The 17,743-nt window shown below is 67.4% G+C and carries 20 protein-coding genes and 1 pseudogene; 12 read left to right on the top strand and 9 right to left on the bottom strand.

Going from position 1 to position 17,743, the window contains the following annotated elements; all coding sequences use genetic code 11:
• Positions 1-51: 51 nt before the first annotated feature.
• Positions 52-498, top strand: a complete 447-nt coding sequence (locus tag TX80_RS08850) for a hypothetical protein (RefSeq protein WP_049922741.1) — start codon at positions 52-54, stop codon at positions 496-498.
• A gap of 104 nt (positions 499-602) precedes the next feature.
• On the opposite strand, the gene TX80_RS08845 is transcribed toward TX80_RS08850, so the two are convergent.
• Together TX80_RS08845 and TX80_RS19380 are read right to left on the bottom strand one after the other, a co-directional pair.
• A complete protein-coding gene (locus tag TX80_RS08845) occupies positions 603-1,115 on the bottom strand; it encodes a DUF5797 family protein (RefSeq protein WP_049922740.1) in 513 nt (170 codons plus the stop codon).
• An 83-nt stretch (positions 1,116-1,198) separates the two neighbouring features.
• A pseudogene (locus TX80_RS19380) lies at positions 1,199-1,540 on the bottom strand (MFS transporter); the annotation flags it as partial.
• A gap of 83 nt (positions 1,541-1,623) precedes the next feature.
• On the opposite strand from TX80_RS19380, the gene TX80_RS08835 reads away from it, so the two are divergent.
• A complete protein-coding gene (locus TX80_RS08835; protein ID WP_049922738.1) occupies positions 1,624-1,932 on the top strand; it encodes a transcription factor S in 309 nt (102 codons plus the stop codon).
• A 282-nt stretch (positions 1,933-2,214) separates the two neighbouring features.
• Here the strand turns inward: TX80_RS08835 and TX80_RS08830 are convergent, their stop codons facing one another.
• Positions 2,215-2,997, bottom strand: a complete 783-nt coding sequence (locus TX80_RS08830) for a methyltransferase domain-containing protein (RefSeq protein WP_049922737.1) — start codon at positions 2,995-2,997, stop codon at positions 2,215-2,217.
• Positions 2,998-3,002: 5 nt separating this feature from the next.
• Positions 3,003-3,380, bottom strand: a complete 378-nt coding sequence (locus TX80_RS08825) for a nascent polypeptide-associated complex protein (protein ID WP_049922736.1) — start codon at positions 3,378-3,380, stop codon at positions 3,003-3,005.
• A gap of 123 nt (positions 3,381-3,503) precedes the next feature.
• Here TX80_RS08825 and TX80_RS08820 point away from each other — a divergent pair, with 123 nt between their 5' ends.
• A complete protein-coding gene (locus TX80_RS08820; protein ID WP_049922735.1) occupies positions 3,504-4,121 on the top strand; it encodes an HD domain-containing protein in 618 nt (205 codons plus the stop codon).
• Here the strand turns inward: TX80_RS08820 and TX80_RS08815 are convergent.
• Positions 4,118-4,606, bottom strand: a complete 489-nt coding sequence (locus TX80_RS08815) for a PUA domain-containing protein (RefSeq protein ID WP_049923205.1) — start codon at positions 4,604-4,606, stop codon at positions 4,118-4,120. The two genes, TX80_RS08820 and TX80_RS08815, sit on opposite strands and share 4 nt — an antisense overlap.
• Positions 4,607-4,759: 153 nt before the next feature.
• Here TX80_RS08815 and TX80_RS19375 point away from each other — a divergent pair, with 153 nt between their 5' ends.
• On the top strand, positions 4,760-4,933 hold the full coding sequence (locus tag TX80_RS19375; RefSeq protein WP_195893057.1) for a hypothetical protein: 174 nt from the start codon (positions 4,760-4,762) through the stop codon (positions 4,931-4,933).
• A 92-nt stretch (positions 4,934-5,025) separates the two neighbouring features.
• Here the strand turns inward: TX80_RS19375 and TX80_RS08810 are convergent, their stop codons facing one another.
• Together TX80_RS08810 and TX80_RS08805 are read right to left on the bottom strand one after the other, a co-directional pair.
• Positions 5,026-5,523 carry a LabA-like NYN domain-containing protein gene (locus TX80_RS08810; protein ID WP_049923204.1) on the bottom strand — a complete coding sequence of 166 codons (498 nt, stop codon included), beginning with the start codon at positions 5,521-5,523 and terminating at the stop codon, positions 5,026-5,028.
• A gap of 64 nt (positions 5,524-5,587) precedes the next feature.
• The gene (locus TX80_RS08805; protein ID WP_049922734.1) at positions 5,588-6,412 is read right to left on the bottom strand and encodes a M48 family metallopeptidase; all 825 of its coding nucleotides are present in this window, start codon (positions 6,410-6,412) and stop codon (positions 5,588-5,590) included.
• 335 nt (positions 6,413-6,747) lie between these two features.
• On the opposite strand from TX80_RS08805, the gene dapA reads away from it, so the two are divergent.
• The 6 genes from dapA to TX80_RS08775 are packed head-to-tail and all read left to right on the top strand — an operon-like array spanning position 6,748 to position 12,579.
• Positions 6,748-7,680: a 4-hydroxy-tetrahydrodipicolinate synthase gene (dapA, locus tag TX80_RS08800; protein ID WP_049922733.1), complete on the top strand. Its 933-nt coding sequence runs from the start codon at positions 6,748-6,750 to the stop codon at positions 7,678-7,680.
• Positions 7,677-8,444: a 4-hydroxy-tetrahydrodipicolinate reductase gene (gene dapB, locus TX80_RS08795; RefSeq protein ID WP_049922732.1), complete on the top strand. Its 768-nt coding sequence runs from the start codon at positions 7,677-7,679 to the stop codon at positions 8,442-8,444. Before dapA ends, dapB begins: the two co-directional genes overlap by 4 nt.
• The gene (locus tag TX80_RS08790; protein WP_049922731.1) at positions 8,441-9,277 is read left to right on the top strand and encodes a 2,3,4,5-tetrahydropyridine-2,6-dicarboxylate N-succinyltransferase; all 837 of its coding nucleotides are present in this window, start codon (positions 8,441-8,443) and stop codon (positions 9,275-9,277) included. Before dapB ends, TX80_RS08790 begins: the two co-directional genes overlap by 4 nt.
• Positions 9,274-10,599: a diaminopimelate decarboxylase gene (lysA, locus tag TX80_RS08785; RefSeq protein WP_049922730.1), complete on the top strand. Its 1,326-nt coding sequence runs from the start codon at positions 9,274-9,276 to the stop codon at positions 10,597-10,599. Before TX80_RS08790 ends, lysA begins: the two co-directional genes overlap by 4 nt.
• Positions 10,600-10,606: 7 nt before the next feature.
• A complete protein-coding gene (gene dapF / locus TX80_RS08780) occupies positions 10,607-11,440 on the top strand; it encodes a diaminopimelate epimerase (protein ID WP_049922729.1) in 834 nt (277 codons plus the stop codon).
• Positions 11,437-12,579, top strand: coding sequence for a M20 family metallopeptidase (locus TX80_RS08775; RefSeq protein WP_049922728.1), 1,143 nt, complete (start codon positions 11,437-11,439; stop codon positions 12,577-12,579). Before dapF ends, TX80_RS08775 begins: the two co-directional genes overlap by 4 nt.
• Positions 12,580-12,601: 22 nt before the next feature.
• On the opposite strand, the gene TX80_RS08770 is transcribed toward TX80_RS08775, so the two are convergent.
• A complete protein-coding gene (locus TX80_RS08770; RefSeq protein ID WP_049922727.1) occupies positions 12,602-13,999 on the bottom strand; it encodes a bifunctional metallophosphatase/5'-nucleotidase in 1,398 nt (465 codons plus the stop codon).
• A 109-nt stretch (positions 14,000-14,108) separates the two neighbouring features.
• On the opposite strand from TX80_RS08770, the gene TX80_RS08765 reads away from it, so the two are divergent.
• The gene (locus TX80_RS08765) at positions 14,109-14,510 is read left to right on the top strand and encodes a PPOX class F420-dependent oxidoreductase (RefSeq protein WP_049922726.1); all 402 of its coding nucleotides are present in this window, start codon (positions 14,109-14,111) and stop codon (positions 14,508-14,510) included.
• Between the two features lie 62 nt (positions 14,511-14,572).
• Here the strand turns inward: TX80_RS08765 and purB are convergent, their stop codons facing one another.
• Complete coding sequence (gene purB / locus TX80_RS08760) at positions 14,573-15,976, bottom strand: adenylosuccinate lyase (RefSeq protein WP_049922725.1); 1,404 nt, start codon at positions 15,974-15,976, stop codon at positions 14,573-14,575.
• 176 nt (positions 15,977-16,152) lie between these two features.
• Between purB and TX80_RS08755 the strand changes: the two genes are divergently transcribed.
• Positions 16,153-17,743 (top strand): formyltransferase family protein (locus tag TX80_RS08755; protein WP_049922724.1); only part of this gene is annotated, 1,591 nt, incomplete at its 3' end.

Genomic DNA, 17,743 nt, shown 5'->3' with positions numbered 1-17,743 from the left:
TCTTCATGATTATAATAAGTAAAGGGACACGTATTCAGTAGTAGAATACGGATGGACCAAACATGGCTTCACTTCGGATTGCTCATGCTCGGGCTCTCGGCGCTTTTGCTCGCGCTATTTGCCGGCATCACCGCCGTCAGGTACGAGGTGACCTACGAGCGGTCGGCCGAGGAGATCGAACCGATTTCGGATTCGGTCGACCGGTACGGCGTCGTCGAGTACGACGAGTTGACCGCCGCCGAACAGCGGATGATCGACGAACTGCGGGGCGAACGCGAGCGATACACCCTCCGGGACGGCGACGAACGAGCGACGAGACTGGGCGATGGCTACGTCGTCTCGCAGGGGGAGCGCTATCACGTGATCGAGCGAAACAGGACTATCGAGTGGACGAGTCCGGGCGGGATCACCGCGATCGCACTGGCGGTCATCGGCCCGGGGCTGATCGTCGAGGCGATTCGTCGCAACCACTTCCCGAACTGGGGGCCGTTCGGGTGACGGCAGCCGCTTCGTGACCGCGATTGGACCGGATCGGGACCGGTACCGGCCGCACGGACTGTGACGGTTCGCCTGTCCCGTTTGCTCTCGCCGATCGGGGACGGTCAGTCGGCGACCGAAACCTCGAGCTCCTCGCGCTCGAGGGCGAGCCGGAAGGTGGGGACGGTACGGTACTCGACCTCGACGACATCCTTCCGTCGGAGGCTTTGGAGCGCGGAGCGGACGTCCTCGGCTTCCGGTTCGTCGTCGCCGTACTCGTAGGCATCCCGCAGCGAGTGTAACACGGAAACGACGCTTTCCGACTCCTCGTCGGGTCCCGCGAGGACCTCCACGATCCGTGCCTGAAGCTCCGGAACGCGGATCCGCGAGGGGGCACCCTCGCTGTCCGGGTCGCTCTCGATGCCGGGTTCGACATCGACGAGGTCCGCCGCCTCGCCGGTGGCGCGGATCAGGCTGTTGTCGTCGCGGAAGTAGTAGTCGCCCAGTTCGTTCTCGAGGTACTGGTGGACCTCGCTGCCGCTTTCCATCCCCCACCGTTCCTGTAGTTCGGCGTTTTTCGTCGGCTGTAGTTCCACCACGTCGGCCAGCCGTTCTCGGGCCTCCTCCGAAAGCGTCATCGTCGAAACGTATGCGGATCCGGTACTTTTGCGTTGCGTCCCGCTCTCCCGGGATCTCGTCCGGTCGATCGTCGCCGCCGACGGGCACCGAACCCGAGCAGGCGAAACGTGTCGTAGACGCCCGTAGTCCCCCCGCGATTCTCGATCGTCGCGAGTTCGGTGACCAGCGCGACCGACGCCGGGACGATGAACGCGACGCCGATGCCCTGCGGCCCGCGAATGACGACCACGCCACGTAGAGCTCCGCGAAGACGGAGGTCGCGTTGGTGACCGCGAGGCCGGCCAACCGGATCAGGAGAAACGGTTTTCGACGGCCGATCCGACGGCCGGCCGGTAACCGGCTGGAAGCCACTGTTGAGAAAGCCGAACGGCGAGAGGACGAGTCCGATCACCAGCGACCCCTCGAGTCCGAACGTTGATCCGCCCCGATCTCGAGTCGGAACGGCAACTTCCACCCGCGGGCTAAACGCGTCGCTTAAGTCGCTCGGACGACGTATGCCGGACAACGATGGAATTTTGCGACGAATGCGGCTCGATGATGAAAGCCGATGACGGCCTCTGGACGTGTGGCAGCTGTGGCTACACCGAACCGAAAGGCGACGCCGACCAGTACGTCGTCACGGACAGTCAGGAAGCCAGCGAGATCATCGAATCCTCCGAGGAGACGTCGCTGCCGGAAACCGACGCCCACTGTCCCGAGTGTGGCAACGACCGCGCCTACTGGTACATGCAACAGATCCGGTCGGCCGACGAGTCCGAGACGCGGTTTTTCATCTGTACCGAGTGCGAACACAAGTGGCGCGAAGACGACAACTGACGAGATTTTACCCTGCAGTCTATCGCGGACGCGGCGAGCGCGTCCGCGATGTCCCTCGGCGGAATTTCGATCAAAAGCACTCTCCTTTCACATCGTTCCGGGTCGGCCGTCGGCCCGCTCGCTCGTTTCACTCGCTCGCGGTCGGCCACCTGCGGAGCGCCTGCCCTCCCCCGGGTCGCGGCTCCTCGCGGCACCCGGAACCCGCTCTCGGCCGTATTACGACAGCAGACTTCGCCGTCGTTGACTTCGTTGCGGTTCGAACGGTGAGAACGGAGAAAGCCGCTACACGTTCCGTGCGATCGTCAGGTAGCCCGTGTGGCCGACGGGAGCGGTCGAGGGGCGCGAGCCGCGATCGTCGAACTGCATCTCGCGCTGGATGGTCTCGCGGGTGCGGACGTTCGAGAGATCGGCCTCGTGGGCCGTCTCGACGACCTCGCGGGTCGACTCGACGAACGGGCTGTAGACCGCGAGGAAGCCGCCGTCGACGAGGAGTTCGGGCACGTGCTCGACGACTGCGGGTGCGTCGCCGGTATCGAGCGTGACGACGTCGAACGACGACGGCTCGAGGGCCTCGAGACTGTCGAGAACGTCGCCCGTCCGGACGTCGACGGCGTCCTCGACGCCGCCCAGTCGCATGTTCTCGCGGGCGACGTCCGCGAACTCGGGATCGCGCTCGTAGGTGACGACCGACGCGCCGGCCCGGGCCATCGAGGCCGCGAGCACGCCGGTTCCGGTGCCGGCATCGAGCACGCGGTCGCCACGGGCGATACCGGTCTCGCCGATCACCAGTCCGATATCGCGGGGCACCATCGGCGCGCCCGTCCGCTCGAAGTGGTGAAACAGGTCCGGGCCGCGAAGCCGCCTCACGCGGAACTCGTCGCCGAGGTGGGTCTCGAGCGTCTGTCCGGGTTCGACGTCCTCGGGGACCTCGAGCACGCCGAGGTCGGTGCCCATCTCCGCGCCGGGTTCGACGAGGTACTCGCGGTCGCCACGGACCAGTAACACGGGAACCGGGTCGTCGCCGGCCGCCGTTTCGGACCCGCTGTCGGGTTCGTTTTCGGACACGCGAGTTACTCGAGGGCTTCGACCGCGGCGGCGAGGTCGCCGTCGTTGTCCTCGAGGGCCTCGCGGGCCTCGTCCTCGCTGACGCCGGCCCGTCCGGCGACGAGTTCGACGTCCGCGTCGGGGATCGCGCTCCCGCCATCGGCGTCGGCCCCGGCATCGCCGCCGGCCGTGCCGGCCTCGACCTGTTCGGGCGAGCCGATGACCTGATAGGTCTCCTGACCGCGGGCGTCCATCTTGGTGACTTCGGCGTCGTCGAACACGAGGTCGTACTCGCCGGTTCGGATGATGACCTCCTCGGCGTCGATGTCCTCGACGTCGATCCCCATCTGTTCCATCATCTGTTCCATCTTGCGCGGATTCAGTCCGCCGCCTCCTCCAAACATACCCGACACGTCGCCACCCGCGACCTTTTACTTTGTCGTTCGGCCGACGCGGACGAGCGGCCGCGGTCGTCCGGCGTGGCCGGAATCGGTGCCTTCAACCCGAAGTGCGGTGACCACCGACCGATGACGGACGAACTCGAGACCCTGCTCGAGATGCTCGCGTTGAAAGACGAGCGCCGGACGGGGTGGGTCCTCCGTGGGATCGAGGCCCCGGAGTCGGTCGCGGCACACACGTGGGGGACGGCAACCCTGTGTCTGCTGTATGCCGACCGGGCCGACGCGGCGGTCGATCGCGACCGCGCGGTTTCGATGGCGCTCGTCCACGATATCGCAGAGGCGCGCACGGGCGACGTCGCCACCCGCGCGAAACGTGACGACCAACGGATTTCGGCCGACGAAAAGGCGGCCCGCGAGCGGGATGCGCTCGACGACCTGTTCGAGCCGTTTCGGGAGCAGGAGCTGCTGGCGCTCTGGGAGGAGTACGAGGAGCGCGAGACGGCCACCGCGACGTTCGTCAAGGACATGGATCTGATCGATAACTGCCTGCAGGCGCTCAAGTACGAACGCGAGGATCGGTACGACGAAACCGAGCCAAACGACGCCTTTTCCGAGTTCGAGAACCTCGACGAGTTCTTCGCCACGGCCACGCCCCGGATCCGGACGTCGATCGGCGAGGAGTTGTTCGAGGCGATCAAAGCGCGCTACGAAGCGGAGATCGGACGGGACTGCAAACTCCCTTAGGCGTCTGCCGGAGCCCCTTCGCGGACGGTGACCGCCATCCCCGTCTCGAAATCGCGGATCGCCTCGGCGTCGAGTGCCGCCGTTCCGACCGCGATCAGTTCGCCGCGCTCGTGGACGACGAGCACCTCGTCGCCGGGACGGACCTCCGAGCCTACCTCGAGGACGAACTTCGCGAAAACGTTCTTCTCGTCGCGGACGAACGGCTCGCTCTCGTCGTCGACGACGACGCGGTAGGCGGGGTGCTCGAGCGCCGCCTCGAGCCGACGGCCGCCCTCGAGACCGAGGGTAAAGCGGCCGTCGGTTCCGAACGAGACGATGCGGCCGGATTCGGCGTGGATCTGCTGGGGACGCCCCGACGACGTTCGTTTGATCGTCAGCGACTCCTCGGGTGGAAACAGCGCCGTTCCCGCGCCCGCGCCGAACTGGTACTCCGCGATCGTTCGGAGGTCCGAAAGCCCTGCGTGCCCGTCGGCTGGCTCGCTCATCGTCCGGGGTTTCGCGCCGCGGGTCGAAAGCCCTTCGATCGTCGTCGCCGGCACGACCCGCCGACGCGGGTCGGGAGCCGGCGCTCCCGACCGCACCGTTCTGACGACCAATCATGATCGTTATATAGAGCGGGACACTATCCGCGTGGTGAGATGGATCTCACACAGATCGTCCTCGGGACCGCGCTGCTTGCGGTCAGCAGCCTGACGCTCGTCGGGCCGTCGGTCCTCGAGTTGTCGCTTCCGGGCTATGTGCTTCCGGGGACGGCGCTTGTGGTCGGCGCGCTCGCGCTGTTCGTCGGCGTGGCGAAGGAGTCACGGGCGTAGCCGGGTGATATCGACGGAAACGTCCCGGTCGATCGCTCCTCGGGGCGGGCACGGAGTCGATGACTCGAGCGCGGCCGCTATTTATCGCTGCCTTACAGGAGGAAGGTTTCGTGGCGCTCGCCCAGATCGAGGAACGCGTCGGCTTCGTCGATGAGTTCCTCGGCGGTCGAGGACTCGAAGGCCATCACCTCGACGCGAACGCCTTCGTGTCGCAGATGCGAACACAGCCGGGAGAAATCCCCATCGCCCGTACAGAGGACGATCGTATCGACGTGGTTTGCAAGCGTCACGGCGTCGAGGCTCATCCCCACGTCCCAGTCGGCTTTCTTGGTCCCGTCGGCGAAGGTCTTGATGTTCTTGATCTTCGTCTCGAAGCCGATGTCGACGAGCGCATCGAAGAAGCTCTCCTCTTCGGGGGCTTCCGCGCGGATGACGTAGGCGATCGCTCGAGTGAGTTGCCGGTCCTGAACGGCCTTCTCGAGCAGCGCGGAGTAGTCGATGTTGCGGCTGTGCAGGCTCTGTGCGGTGTGATAGAGGTTCTGGGCGTCGACGAGGACGGCGACGCGCTGACCGGGATGGATTTCAGTCACGTCTCGGTGTGTCATACCCGAACGTAAAAAATCGCGTCGGTCGGCCGTCAGCCCGCCCAGTGGGTCAGCGTCGGAGTTTCTCGATGCGCTTTTCCGTCGGCGGATGGGTCGCGAACAGCGACTGGAGCAGGCCGCGCTCGGCGTTGAAGATACACAGCGCGCTGACGCTGTCGTCGAGGTTCGACTCCCGCCCCTGTGCACCCTGTGAAATCTTCTCGAGCGCGCGGGCCAGCGGGTCGCCGCTGCCGATGTACTGGCGGGCGTCCTCGTCGGCGACGTACTCGCGGTATCGCGAGATCGCGAGCACGAACACCATCACGAGCATCTGGGCGATGTTCGAGATGAACATCCCGACGAAGATGCTGCCGATGTTTCGGTCGTCGCCCATCATGTAGATCATGTAGGCGACCCAGCCGACCATCATCCCGATCGACTGGCCGACGACCATCGTGACGACGTCGCGGTTTTTGATGTGGGCGAGTTCGTGGGCGATGACGCCCTCGAGTTCGTCACGCTCGAGCAGCCGGATGAGTTCCGTCGAGACGACGACGACGCCGTTGCCCTTGCGGCCGGTCGCGAAGGCGTTGGGGACGCCCATGTTCATGACCATCAGTTTGGGTTTTTTGATACCCATATCCTGACTCAGCGAGTCGGTCATCCGGTGGATATCCTGGTACTGTCCCTCCTCGGGCATCGGTTCGGCACGTCTGGTCGCGGACCACGTCCCGATCTTGTACTGGATGAACGGCAACGTGACGAGTCCGAGCAGGACCAGCGGCCACGCCTGAACCCCGAACATCGCCAGGCCGAAGGCCCCAACGAACATGTAAAACGCGAACAGGATCGACCCGACGATCGCCATTCGCACCTTGAGCCCGAAGTCTGTCATAGACGGCTGTAAGTAATGCATTGGGATAAATTACGTGGAACGGTACGTTGCCGACCCAGTAACGGCCGGCCAATACCGCCACGGACACAACGGATAAGTCGGTCCAGTCCCGTCGGGTACGTATGCGCCGCGTCGCTCACCCGGGCGCTGGTTCCCTCGTGAGCGACGGCCGTCCTCGTTTTCCGAAACGTAAACGCGCGTGATTGTGCTCGCGGCGGGAGTGGCACCCCCGTCCCGGGCACGCTCCGACCGCGCGCGACCGACCTTCAAACGTCACCGATCGGACCCGGAACGTCCGGTCGGTGATCGGAACCCGATATCCGAACCCAACGACAATGACAGACATCGACCTTTCGGGCGTCTTTCCGGCGATGTGTACGCCCTTCGACGAGGACGAACGGATCGACTTCGAAACGCTCCAGCGGGATGCCAAGCGGCTCGAGGCGGCGGGCGTCGACGGGTTGGTTCCCGTCGGCTCGACGGGCGAGTCGGCGACGCTGACCCACGACGAACACGTCCGGGTCGTCGAGGCGGTCATCGAGGCCGTCGACGACGTCCCCGTCATCGCGGGGACGGGCTCGAACAACACCCGTGAAGCGCTGGAACTCTCCGAGCGCGCGGCCGACGCGGGTGCTGACGGACTGCTTCTCATCTCGCCGTACTACAACAAGCCCGAACAGCGCGGGTTGCTCGAACACTATCGGACGATCGCCGACGCGGTCGACCTGCCACAGATCGTCTACAACGTCCCCTCGCGGACCGGCCGGACGATCGAGCCGGACACGGCCGTCGAACTCGCCGATCACGAGAACGTCGCTGGGTACAAGGCGGCAAGCGGCGATCTCGGCGCGATCGGCGAGATCGTCGAGCGTACGGCCGACGCGGAGTTTGCCGTCCTCTCGGGCGACGACGCGCTCACGCTGCCGACCCTCTCCGTCGGCGGGACGGGAGCGATCAGCGTCGCCGCGAACGTCGAACCCGAACGGACGTGTGCGATGGTCGGGGCTGCACTGGACGGTGACTACCGGCGCGCACGCGCCCTCCACCACGAACTCGGCCCGCTGTTCCGGAACCTGTTCGTCGAGACCAACCCGATACCGGTCAAGGAGGCGATGGAGATCCGGGACTACGGCCCCGCCCGCCTGCGCTCGCCGCTTACCCGCCTCTCGGCGGCGCACCGCGAGGATCTCGAGCGCGTCCTCGCGGACCTCGAACACCGGTCGGCCGCGCTGGCAAACGCCGATGCGAACCGGGAGGGTGATCGATGACGATCCGGATCGGCGTCACCGGCGCGACCGGCCGGATGGGACGCGAGGTGATCGCCGCCGTAACGGACCGCGAGGACTGTGACGTGGCCTTCGCGGTCAACCGTGATCCCGGCGACGAGACGGTCGCCGGGGTCGCCGTCGAGCCCGCTGCCGAGTTCGAGTCGCTGGTCGTCGACCGCGACCCGCGGGTCGTGATCGACTTCACCGGACCGGCGTCCGCGCTCGAGTACGCACAAGCCTGTGCCGACGCCGGGGTCGCGTTCGTCACCGGGACGACCGGGTTCGACGAGACCGAAACCGCAGCGCTCGAGGCTGCGGGCGAATCGATCCCAGTCCTCCACGCGCCGAACTTCGCCCGCGGGGTCGGGGCGCTCGTCAACGCCGTCGGGGAGGCCGTTCGGAGTCTGCCGGGATACGACGTCGAACTGGTCGAAACCCACCACAGCGCGAAGCGCGACGCGCCGAGTGGCACCGCGAACCGACTGCTCGCCGCGATCGAAGCAAACGGGGAGTTCGGCGAGCGAACGCACGGCCGCGAGGGGGTGACGCCCCGAACGGAGGGCGAAATCGGCGTCCACGCCCTCCGGGCGGGCGATATTACCGGCGAACACGAGATCGTCATCGCGGGCAACCACGAGGAGGTCCGCCTGACACACCGCGCCGAGGATCGAGCGGTCTTCGCCGCGGGCGCGGTCGACGCGGCCGTCTGGATCGACGGTCGAACGAACGGCGTATACGACTTCGCGAACGTGATCGACCAATGAGCACACTCGAGACCGAAATCACCGACCTCTGGGAACAGTACGACGACGGCACTATCACCGCCGAGACGGCGAGCGAAGACGCGGACGCGACGCTCGAGGCGTTTCTCGACGCCCTCGAGGCCGGCGAGGTCCGCGCCGCCGAGAACCGCGGCGGCGAGTGGGTGGCAAACGAGTGGGTCAAGCGGGGAATCCTGCTCAACTTCGGGCTTCGACCGACCGAGCCGCGCGAGTACGGCGGCGTCACGTACAACGACGTCCTGCCGCTTGCCGACACGAGCGACTACGCGGCCCGCGGGAGCCGGAACACGCCCGACGGGACCGTGGTTCGCCGCGGCGCTCGCGTCGGCTCCGACTGCATCCTGATGAGTCCGGCCTTCGTCAACGTCGGCGCGTTCGTCGGCGACGGGACGCTCGTCGACTCCTGCGATACGGTGGGGTCGTGCGCCCAGATCGGCGACGACGTCAAACTCGGCGCGAACACCCTCATCGGCGGCGTCTTGGAGCCGGTCGAGAACGCGCCGGTCGTCGTCGAGGACGGCGTCTCGCTGGGTGCCGGCTGTCGCGTTACTTCGGGCTTTATCGTCGGCGAGAACAGCGTCGTCGGCGAGAACACGCTTTTGACGCCGCGGATCCCGGTCTACGACCTCGTCGAGGAGGAGGTCCTGTACGGCGAACTGCCCGCGAACCGGCGTGCCTTTACCCGCTTCGTCGAATCCTCGGTCAGCGATCACGACCTCTTCGACGGCGGCGCGTACAAGCCCGCCGTCGTCGCGACCGATCTCGAGGCGGAGACGCTCGAGGCAACCGAACGCGAGGAGGTGTTGCGGGAGTGAGCGGGACGGAGGAACCCGGGACGCCGAGCGCCGAGACCGCGACGGGCGAGACCGCCGCCGTTCGTCGGCTCGAAGACTGGGACGGGACCGCCCTTCGGGGGCTTGTCGACGACTACGGCTCGCCGCTGTACGTCCTCGACCTCGAGCGGGTCCGTGAGAATTATCGTCGTCTGACGGCGGCGTTCCCTGACGCGGCGATCCTGTATGCGGTAAAGGCCAACGCCCTCGGAGACGTCCTCGAAACCCTCCACGACGCGGGGGCCGGGCTCGAGTGTGCCTCCGCCGGGGAAGTACGGCGGGCGCTCGAGGCGGGCGGCACCGGTGCCGACGTCCACTACACGGCCGTCAATCCGCCCGCCCGCGACCTCGACTGGGTCGTCGACGCGTGGGCGGCTCACCCCGACCTGACGGTCACCGTCGGTGCCGAGGACACCGTCGACCGGCTGGCTGACCGCGGCTACGACGGCCGGCTGTGCCTGCGGGTCAACCCCGGCATCGGCGCTGGCCACCACGAGAACGTCGAAACTGGAGGACACGCGAAGTTCGGCGTTCCGGCCGACCGCGCCGTCGACGCCCTCGCGGACGCAGCCGACCGCGGGTTCGACGTGGTCGGACTTCACGCACACGTCGGCTCCGGCGTCTCGAGCGAGCAACTCGACGCACACCGGGAGTTCGTCTCGCGGATGGGCGATCTCGCCCGTTCGGTCGCCGATGCCGTCGGAAGCCTCGAGTTCGTCGACGTCGGCGGCGGCTTCGGGGTCCCCTACCGCGACGACGAGGAGCCGCTGGACCTCGAGGCGGTCGCCGACGCGACCCGGTCCGCGCTGGGCGACGTCGACGCGACGCTCGCGATCGAACCCGGCCGCTACGTCGTCGCCGACGCGGGCGTGCTCCTGACGCGGGTCAACACCGTCAAAGAGGCCCGCGAAACGATCGCGGTCGGCGTCGACGCCGGGATGACGACCCTGCTCCGGCCCGCGATGTACGACGCGTCCCACCCGATCCGCAACCTGACGGCCGACTCGAGCGCCGCCGGCGAACGCGACCCGATCGCACAGACCGTCGCCGGCCCGATCTGCGAGAGCGGGGACGTTTTCTGTACCGACCGCGAACTGCCCGCAACCGAACGCGGCGACGTCCTTGCGATCGGCAACGCAGGCGCGTACGGCTACGAGATGGCTTCACAGTACAACTCCCGGCCCCGACCCGCGTCGGTCGTGATCGACGGCGATGCGGTCCGACTCGCGCGTCGCCGGGAGACCGTCGAGGACGTCACCCGCCTCGAGACGAGTCGAGTCCCCACCGACGATGAACCGGAGTGATTCACGTATGACCGTTCCATTCCAGAAGTACCACGGCACCGGCAACGACTTTCTCGTTATCCACGCGGACGAACACGTCCCCGACCGGGGTGCGCTCGCCGAGTGCGAGTGCGACCGGGACGACGGCGTCGGGGCCGACGGGATCCTCTTTCTCGCGCTCGAGCCGGCGTTTACGCCCCCGCGGGTCGTGATGACGCTGGTGCAACCCGACGGGGCGACCGCGCCCATGTGCGGCAACGGTGCGCGCTGTGCCGCCGAGTGGGCGATGCGACGCACGGACGCCGACAGCGTGATGATCGATACGCAAGCGGGAACGCTGCGAGCGGATCGAACACCGAACGGCGACGTCACCATCGAAATGGGGACGCCGACGTTCGATCCCGCGGCGATCCCCGTCGACGCAGACGGACCGGTCTTCGAAGCACCGATCGAGGGGCTCGAGGTGACGGTGGTCAACACCGGCGTCCCCCACGCCGTCGCGTTCGTCGACGACGTAGACGACGTCGATCTCGAGGGGGTCGCCCCGCCGGTTCGCCACGCCGACGTCTTCCCCCGCGGGACCAACGTCACCGTGGCGAGTCACGACGGTTCAGGCGGGTTCGACCAGCGCACCTACGAGCGCGGCGTCGAGGGCGAAACCGACTCCTGTGGCACCGGTGCGGTCGCCATCGCCGTCGCGGCGCGTCGACTCGGCCGCACCGACGCCGATCCCGTCGCCGTCCATCCGCCGGGTGGCACCCTCACCGTGAGCTTCAACGACCGCGGCTGCGCGACGCTGACCGGTCCCGTCGAACGCGAGTTCGAGGGCGAGGTGGCGATCGAACCGCCGGCCGAATCATGACGGAAACGGGGACCGATACCGCACCCGGGTTCGATCCCATCGCCTTCCTCGAGACGGCCGTCCAGCATCCCTCCCACGAGGACGTCGAGCCGATGCGAACGTTGCTGTGCGAGACCCTCGAGGCGAACGGCGTCGACGCCCGGGTCGACGACGCCGGCAACGTGCTGGCGACTCGGGGACCGACGGGCGAGAACGCCGAGACGCACGTCGTCCTGAACACGCACATCGATACGGTGTCGCCGCACGTATCGTTCGAGCGCGACGAGGGCGCGGGCGTCGTCCGCGGTCGCGGCTCCTGTGACGCGAAGGGACCGCTCGCGGCCATGCTGACCGCGTTTTTCGCCGTCGAACCCGAGAGGGGTCGGGTGACGCTCGCGATCACCCCCGACGAAGAGGTGCTCTCGACGGGCGCGTACGCGCTGGCCTCGAGAGCGGACTCGCCGATTCGAGACGCCGACGCGGTGATCGTCGGCGAGCCGACCGGACTCGACGTCTGTACGGCCGCGAAGGGGCGCTTTCAGGGAACCGTCCGCCTCTCCGGAGCGGCCGCCCACGCGGCCGAACCCGAGACGGGAACGAACGCCGTCGCCGCCCTCGAGCCCGTCCTCGCGGCGGTCGGAACGTTCGACGAGCGTCCGGACGCGCCGCCCACCCACCCGCAACTCGGCGCGGCGACGCTCACCCCGACCGTCGTGGAGGGTGGCGAGGCCACGAATCAGGTGCCGGCCGACTGCGCGCTGACGGTCGACCGCCGGAGCGTCCCGCCCGAAACGGCCGCCGAGTTTCACGCGGCGCTGACCGATCACCTGCGGGACGCGGTGCCCGACGACGTCGGCGTCGAGTTCGCGTTCACCGACCGGCCGACGCCGTTTCTCGAGGCCTGGGAGACCGATCCCGACGCGCGGATCGTCGAGGTGCTCGCGGACGCGGCCGGCGGCGCGGTCCGTCCCTTCACCGCGGCGACGGAGGCCGCGTACTTCGCGGAGACCGCGCCGACGGTCGTCTTCGGCCCCGGAGTGCTTGCCGACGACGAGGGGGCCGTCGCGCACTCGGCCCGTGAGTACGTCCGCGTCGACGCCGTCGAGGCCGCGGCGACCGCGCTCGAGGAGACGCTGGCCGCGATGGTCGGATCGCGATAAACGCGACGGGTTCGCTCGGACCCTACCGGAGCGAATCGACCGCGTCCGAGGCGGTATCGACGACGGCCTCCATTCGACCGTCGCGCTTCGACCGAAACCCGTGCCGGCGGACGTACTCGACGAGGACGTCGCGTTGATGGCCGTGAGTCGTTTCGATCCGATCCCGAGCCAGCGGCGGGAACGACCCGCTGGCGAACGCGAACGACGGGGCGGCCACCTCGTAGGCGGCCTCGGGATCGGGCGACGTTCCGGCAACCGTCGCCGACACGAGTTCGATGTCGGCGGCCGTGCGCCGCCACGAGAGCGATGCGCCGCTGACGTGGGCGATCACGTCCGGCTCTTTCGCTCCGGTCGACGGAGTCGCGAGATTCTCGAACAGGGTCACGAGCTCCGCCCCCGTCAACTGCGTCGCGTGTATCTCGTTGTCGAACGGGGTCAACGACCGGAGATCGCCAACGGTCACGTCGCCGGACAGCGGCGGGCCGGCACGAAACATTCCGGCGTGACAGACGGCGACGTCGGCTCCGGCCGCCCAGCGGTAGGCGTCTGCCACGGTGTTTCCGACCCGGCTCTCGGGGTAACGCGCCGCAGTGTTCCGAGCAACCGGCGTCTCGAGCGTCACGACCGTCTCGTCCAGACCGATCTCGGCGAACAACTCCCGATAGGCTGTTTCGACGTCCGTCGCCACGGGCGCGTCCGGAACCCGATGCAGGACGACCTCGGGGGTCCCCTCCGTCAGTCGAACCTCGCTTACCAGTTCCGCCCGCTCGCCGACGTGAACGACCGGCGTCCCGGCCACGACGTTCGATCGGACGTCGTGGACGTGTCCCCCGAGAACGGCGTCGACGCCCTCGAGCCGGGCCAGTTCGTCGTCGATCGTTCCGACGTGCGAGAGCACGACGACGAAATCGACGCCGTCAGCGAGACACGCGTCGACGGCGTCGGCGGCTGCCTCGAGCGGGTCGACGACGGTGACGCCGTCGGCGACCGGGTGGTCCCGTATCGACCGCGGATCGCTGACGCCGACGACTCCGACGCGTTCGGTGCCGGCCGACACCACTGCCGTCCGCTGGACGCCGCGTTCGGCTGCGAACGGGCGAGCGCCGTCACCGACCCGGATATTCGCCGTCACCCATTGCTGGGGTGTGGCGGCGACGAGTTCGCGCAGCGACTCGGCTCCGAGATCGAACTCGTGGTTCCCGAACGTCGAGACGTCGGGATCGACGGCACGGAAGAACCGACACGCGTGCTTTCCGTCCGTCTCCCTCGCGAGGACGCCGGGTGCGGTCGTATCACCCGCACCGCAGACGAGCGTCGTTTCGTCCCGACGACGGCGGACGACCGACGCCAATCGGCCGATCCGTTCGGGATCGTCGTACGCGTTTTCGATGTCGGCGTAGTGGAGCAATCGTAGCGACACAGTGAACCTTCCTGATAACTTCGCTACCGTTCCGGGTCGGGAATAAGTAGTGGTTTACCGTTTCTTACGAAGGGTGCGTGAATTAGTACCAGGAGCGCCTCGAGTCGGTATGGCGTCGATCCCAGACGACTTCCAAGGCCTGTTCGAGAAAGAAACGTACGCACACCTGACGACGCTGTTGCCGGACGGCACGCCGCACGCGACGCCGGTGTGGATCGATTACGACGCCGACGCCGATCGACTCCTCGTGAACACCGAGCGCGACCGCCGGAAGGAGAAAAACGCCCGGAACGATCCGCGTATCGCCGTGAGCATGACCGATCCGGACAATCCCTACCGGATGCTCTCCGTGACGGGCGAGGTCGACGAGGTCACGACCGACGGCGCGCGCGAGCACATCGACGAGTTGGCCAAGCGCTATACGGGCGAGGACGAGTATCCGAACCCGATCGAGACCGAACGCGTCATCATCTCGATCGAGCCACAGGACGTGCGTCACTTCGAGGGCTAACCGCCGTCTGGCGACCACGAGCCGGTCGCTCGTCGGCCGACCGACGGCGGACAACGGGCCGTTCAGTTCGGGCCGGTGCGATCGAGATCGTCGACCAGTTCGCTCGCCACGCCGGTGTACCCCGCGGGCGTCAGCGACCGGAGTTCGTCACGGACGCCCTCGTCGACGTCGAGTTCGTCGAACAGTTCCCGGAAGTCCGCGAGCGTGACCTGCCGGCCGCGGGTGAGCTCCTTGACCCGTTCGTAGGCGTCTTCTCGCCCTTCCCTGCGGAGGATCGTCTGGACGGCCTCGCCGATGATCTCGGGGGTCGACTCGAGGGCCTCGCGCATGACCCGTTCGTTGGGAACGACCTTCTCGAGGCCGGCGGCCGTCTTGGTGTAGCCGATGAGACAGTGTGCGAAGGCCGCGCCGATGTTGCGCTTGACCGTCGAATCCGAGAGGTCCCGCTGGAGCCGCGAGGTGGTGACGTAGTCGGCGAGGAACTCGAGGTCGGCGTTCGCCTTCGAGAGGTTGCCCTCGCTGTTCTCGAAGTCGATCGGGTTGACCTTGTGGGGCATCGTCGACGAGCCGGTTTCGCCCTCGACGGCCTCCTGCCCGAGGTAGCGATCGGAGACGTAGAGCCAGACGTCCAGATCGAGATCCAGCAGCACCCGATTCGCCCCGCGGACGGCGTCGAACAGCGCCGCGAGGTCGTCGCAGGGGTTGACCTGCGTCGTCAGGGGTTCGAACGCGAAACCGAGGCGGTCCGTGACGAACTCCCGGGCGAACTCCTGCCAGTCGACGCCGGGGTAGGCGGCGACGTGGGCCGCGTAGGTCCCCGACGCACCGCCGAGTTTGCCCCGGAGGTCGTCGGTCGCCCGCCGAATCCGTCCGGTCGCGCGGCCGAGGCGGGCCGCGTAGACCGCCAGCTCCTTGCCGAACGTCGTCGGCGTCGCCGGCTGGCCGTGGGTGCGCGCGAGCATCGGCAGGTCGCGGTACTCGCGGGCCATTTCGGCGAGCGTGTCCCGCAGATCGTACAGCTCCGGCAGCAGCACGTCCTCGACGGCACCGCGGACGAGCAGCCGGTGGGCGAGGTTGTTGACGTCCTCGCTGGTGAGTCCGAAGTGAATCCAGGCCGAGGCATCGCTGTCGTCGGACAACCGGTGGCGGACGAAGTACTCGACTGCTTTCACGTCGTGGTTGGTCGCGTCGAACCCGGCGTGGCCCTCCGTCTCGAGCGTCTTGATCAGACGGGCGTCCGATTCGTCGAACTCCTCGTAGAGCCCGCGCAGGTGTTCGCGTTCGTCGGGGTCGATCTCGAGCGGCGTCGCGTCGAGGGCCGCCAGCGCGAGCAGGTATTCGACCTCGACGCGAACGCGGGCCCGCATGAGCGCGGCCTCGCTCGCGTACGGTGACAGGGGTTCGGTCCGGCCGCTGTACCGGCCGTCCAGCGGCGAGACGGCGTACAGTGGGTCTGTGTCGGTCATTGTCGGACTCTTTTCATCCCCGTGCAAAAGGGTATCGAAACACGGGCCCGGGAAGACCACGAGTATGTATATCTCGAGAGTACTCTCGGATATTAGGGGGAGAGTAATGCACAGTTGTGGATATATTTGCGCTCGAGACCGCAACGGCTTTGCCGATCGCGGGTGGGGATACGATCATGACGCGAATCGCCGGGATGGCCGGCAACCGAGGGCGCAATCTGTTGAACATCGCCGACAGACGACCGGGCGGTGCCGAACTCGCCGTCGTCCTCACGAACGACGCGGACGCGCCGGTGCTCGAGGCCGCCGCCGAACGGGGGATTCCGACCGAAGTCGTCCCACTGGAGGAAGGAATGGACCGCCGCGAGCACGAGGAGGCGGTGCTGGGGGCCCTGTCCGACTACGGGTTCGATCTCGTCTGTCTGGACGGGTACATGCGAATCCTCTCGGATACCTTCCTCGAGCGCGCACCGACGACGCTGAACGTCCATCCATCGTTGCTGCCGTCGTTCCCCGGCACGGACGCCTGGGGCGACGCGCTCGAGGCGGACGTCTCGGTGACCGGCTGTACGGTCCACGTCGTCACCGATGCGACCGACGAGAACGGTTCGGTCCTCGAGAGCGAAATCGACGCGGGGCCGATCGTCACTCAGGAGCCGATCCCCGTCTACGAGGGCGACGACACGGATTCGCTAAAAGAACGGGTCCTCTACGAGGGCGAGTTCCGCGCGTACCCACGCGCCGTAAAGTGGTTCGCCGAGGATCGGGTCGCGGTCGACCGCGAGGCCGGCGAGGTGACGGTCGACGCGGACACCCCCGCCGCGCCGGACGCCGAGGGACTGCCCGCTCGGCGACTCGTTTCGAGCGACAGGGTCGACACGCTCCGGTACGGGGAGAACCCCCATCAGAACGCCGCGGTGTACGCCGATTACACCTGCAACGAGGCAAGCGTCGTCCACGCCGAGCAGTTGAACGAGGGCGCGAAGGCGCTTAGCTACAACAACTACAACGACGCCGACGGCGCGTTGAACCTGATCAAGGAGTTCGACGAGCCCGCGGCGGCGGTCATCAAACACACCAATCCGGCGGGCTGTGCGACCGCCGACTCGCTGGCCGACGCGTACGAGCAGGCCCTCTCGACGGACCCGATGAGCGCGTTCGGCGGCATCGTCGCGCTGAACCGTGAGTGTGACGCGGCGACTGCCGAGCGGATCGTCGACTCGTTCAAGGAGGTCGTCGTCGCCCCCGGTTACACCGACGACGCGCTCGCGGTCCTCCGCGAGAAGGACAATCTACGCGTGCTCGATGTCGGCGAACTCGGCGATCGAACCGAGCGTGTTACCGAAAAACCACTCGTCGGCGGGCGGCTGGTTCAGGAGCGCGACCTCCAATCGATCTCGAGCGACGACCTCGAGATCGTCACCGAGCGCGAGCCGACCGAGGCGGAACTCGAGACGATGGTCTTCGCGTGGCAGACCCTGAAACACGTCAAGTCCAACGGCATCCTCTTTGCCGACGGCACGGAGACGGTCGGCATCGGGATGGGGCAGGTCTCCCGCGTCGACGCGGTTCGACTGGCGGCGATGAAGGCCGACGAACACGCCGAGGGGAAAGACGCCGAGGGCGCGGTCATGGCTTCGGACGCCTTCTTCCCGTTCCCGGACGGCATCGAGGAGGCCGCGGAGGCGGGCATCGAAGCGGTGATCCAGCCCGGCGGCTCGGTCAACGACGAGGACGTAATCGAGGCCGCGAACGAACACGGCATGG

Origin of the sequence: Halopiger djelfimassiliensis (genome assembly GCF_000455365.1) — an archaeon.
GTDB lineage: Archaea > Halobacteriota > Halobacteria > Halobacteriales > Natrialbaceae > Halopiger_B > Halopiger_B djelfimassiliensis.
The sequence above is the reverse complement of the archived record's forward strand: the minus strand, read 5'-3'. Positions and strand labels throughout refer to the sequence as shown.

What these genes read in the sequence shown, in the direction of transcription:
- TX80_RS08850 (WP_049922741.1), top strand. Translation starts at nt 52, where the DNA reads ATGGACCAAACATGGCTTCACTTCGGATTGCTCATGCTCGGGCTCTCG.
- TX80_RS08845 (WP_049922740.1), bottom strand. Translation starts at nt 1,115, where the DNA reads ATGACGCTTTCGGAGGAGGCCCGAGAACGGCTGGCCGACGTGGTGGAA.
- TX80_RS08835 (WP_049922738.1), top strand. Translation starts at nt 1,624, where the DNA reads ATGGAATTTTGCGACGAATGCGGCTCGATGATGAAAGCCGATGACGGC.
- TX80_RS08825 (WP_049922736.1), bottom strand. Translation starts at nt 3,380, where the DNA reads ATGTTTGGAGGAGGCGGCGGACTGAATCCGCGCAAGATGGAACAGATG.
- TX80_RS08820 (WP_049922735.1), top strand. Translation starts at nt 3,504, where the DNA reads ATGACGGACGAACTCGAGACCCTGCTCGAGATGCTCGCGTTGAAAGAC.
- TX80_RS08815 (WP_049923205.1), bottom strand. Translation starts at nt 4,606, where the DNA reads ATGAGCGAGCCAGCCGACGGGCACGCAGGGCTTTCGGACCTCCGAACG.
- TX80_RS19375 (WP_195893057.1), top strand. Translation starts at nt 4,760, where the DNA reads ATGGATCTCACACAGATCGTCCTCGGGACCGCGCTGCTTGCGGTCAGC.
- TX80_RS08805 (WP_049922734.1), bottom strand. Translation starts at nt 6,412, where the DNA reads ATGACAGACTTCGGGCTCAAGGTGCGAATGGCGATCGTCGGGTCGATC.
- dapA (WP_049922733.1), top strand. Translation starts at nt 6,748, where the DNA reads ATGACAGACATCGACCTTTCGGGCGTCTTTCCGGCGATGTGTACGCCC.
- dapB (WP_049922732.1), top strand. Translation starts at nt 7,677, where the DNA reads ATGACGATCCGGATCGGCGTCACCGGCGCGACCGGCCGGATGGGACGC.
- TX80_RS08790 (WP_049922731.1), top strand. Translation starts at nt 8,441, where the DNA reads ATGAGCACACTCGAGACCGAAATCACCGACCTCTGGGAACAGTACGAC.
- dapF (WP_049922729.1), top strand. Translation starts at nt 10,607, where the DNA reads ATGACCGTTCCATTCCAGAAGTACCACGGCACCGGCAACGACTTTCTC.
- TX80_RS08775 (WP_049922728.1), top strand. Translation starts at nt 11,437, where the DNA reads ATGACGGAAACGGGGACCGATACCGCACCCGGGTTCGATCCCATCGCC.
- TX80_RS08765 (WP_049922726.1), top strand. Translation starts at nt 14,109, where the DNA reads ATGGCGTCGATCCCAGACGACTTCCAAGGCCTGTTCGAGAAAGAAACG.
- purB (WP_049922725.1), bottom strand. Translation starts at nt 15,976, where the DNA reads ATGACCGACACAGACCCACTGTACGCCGTCTCGCCGCTGGACGGCCGG.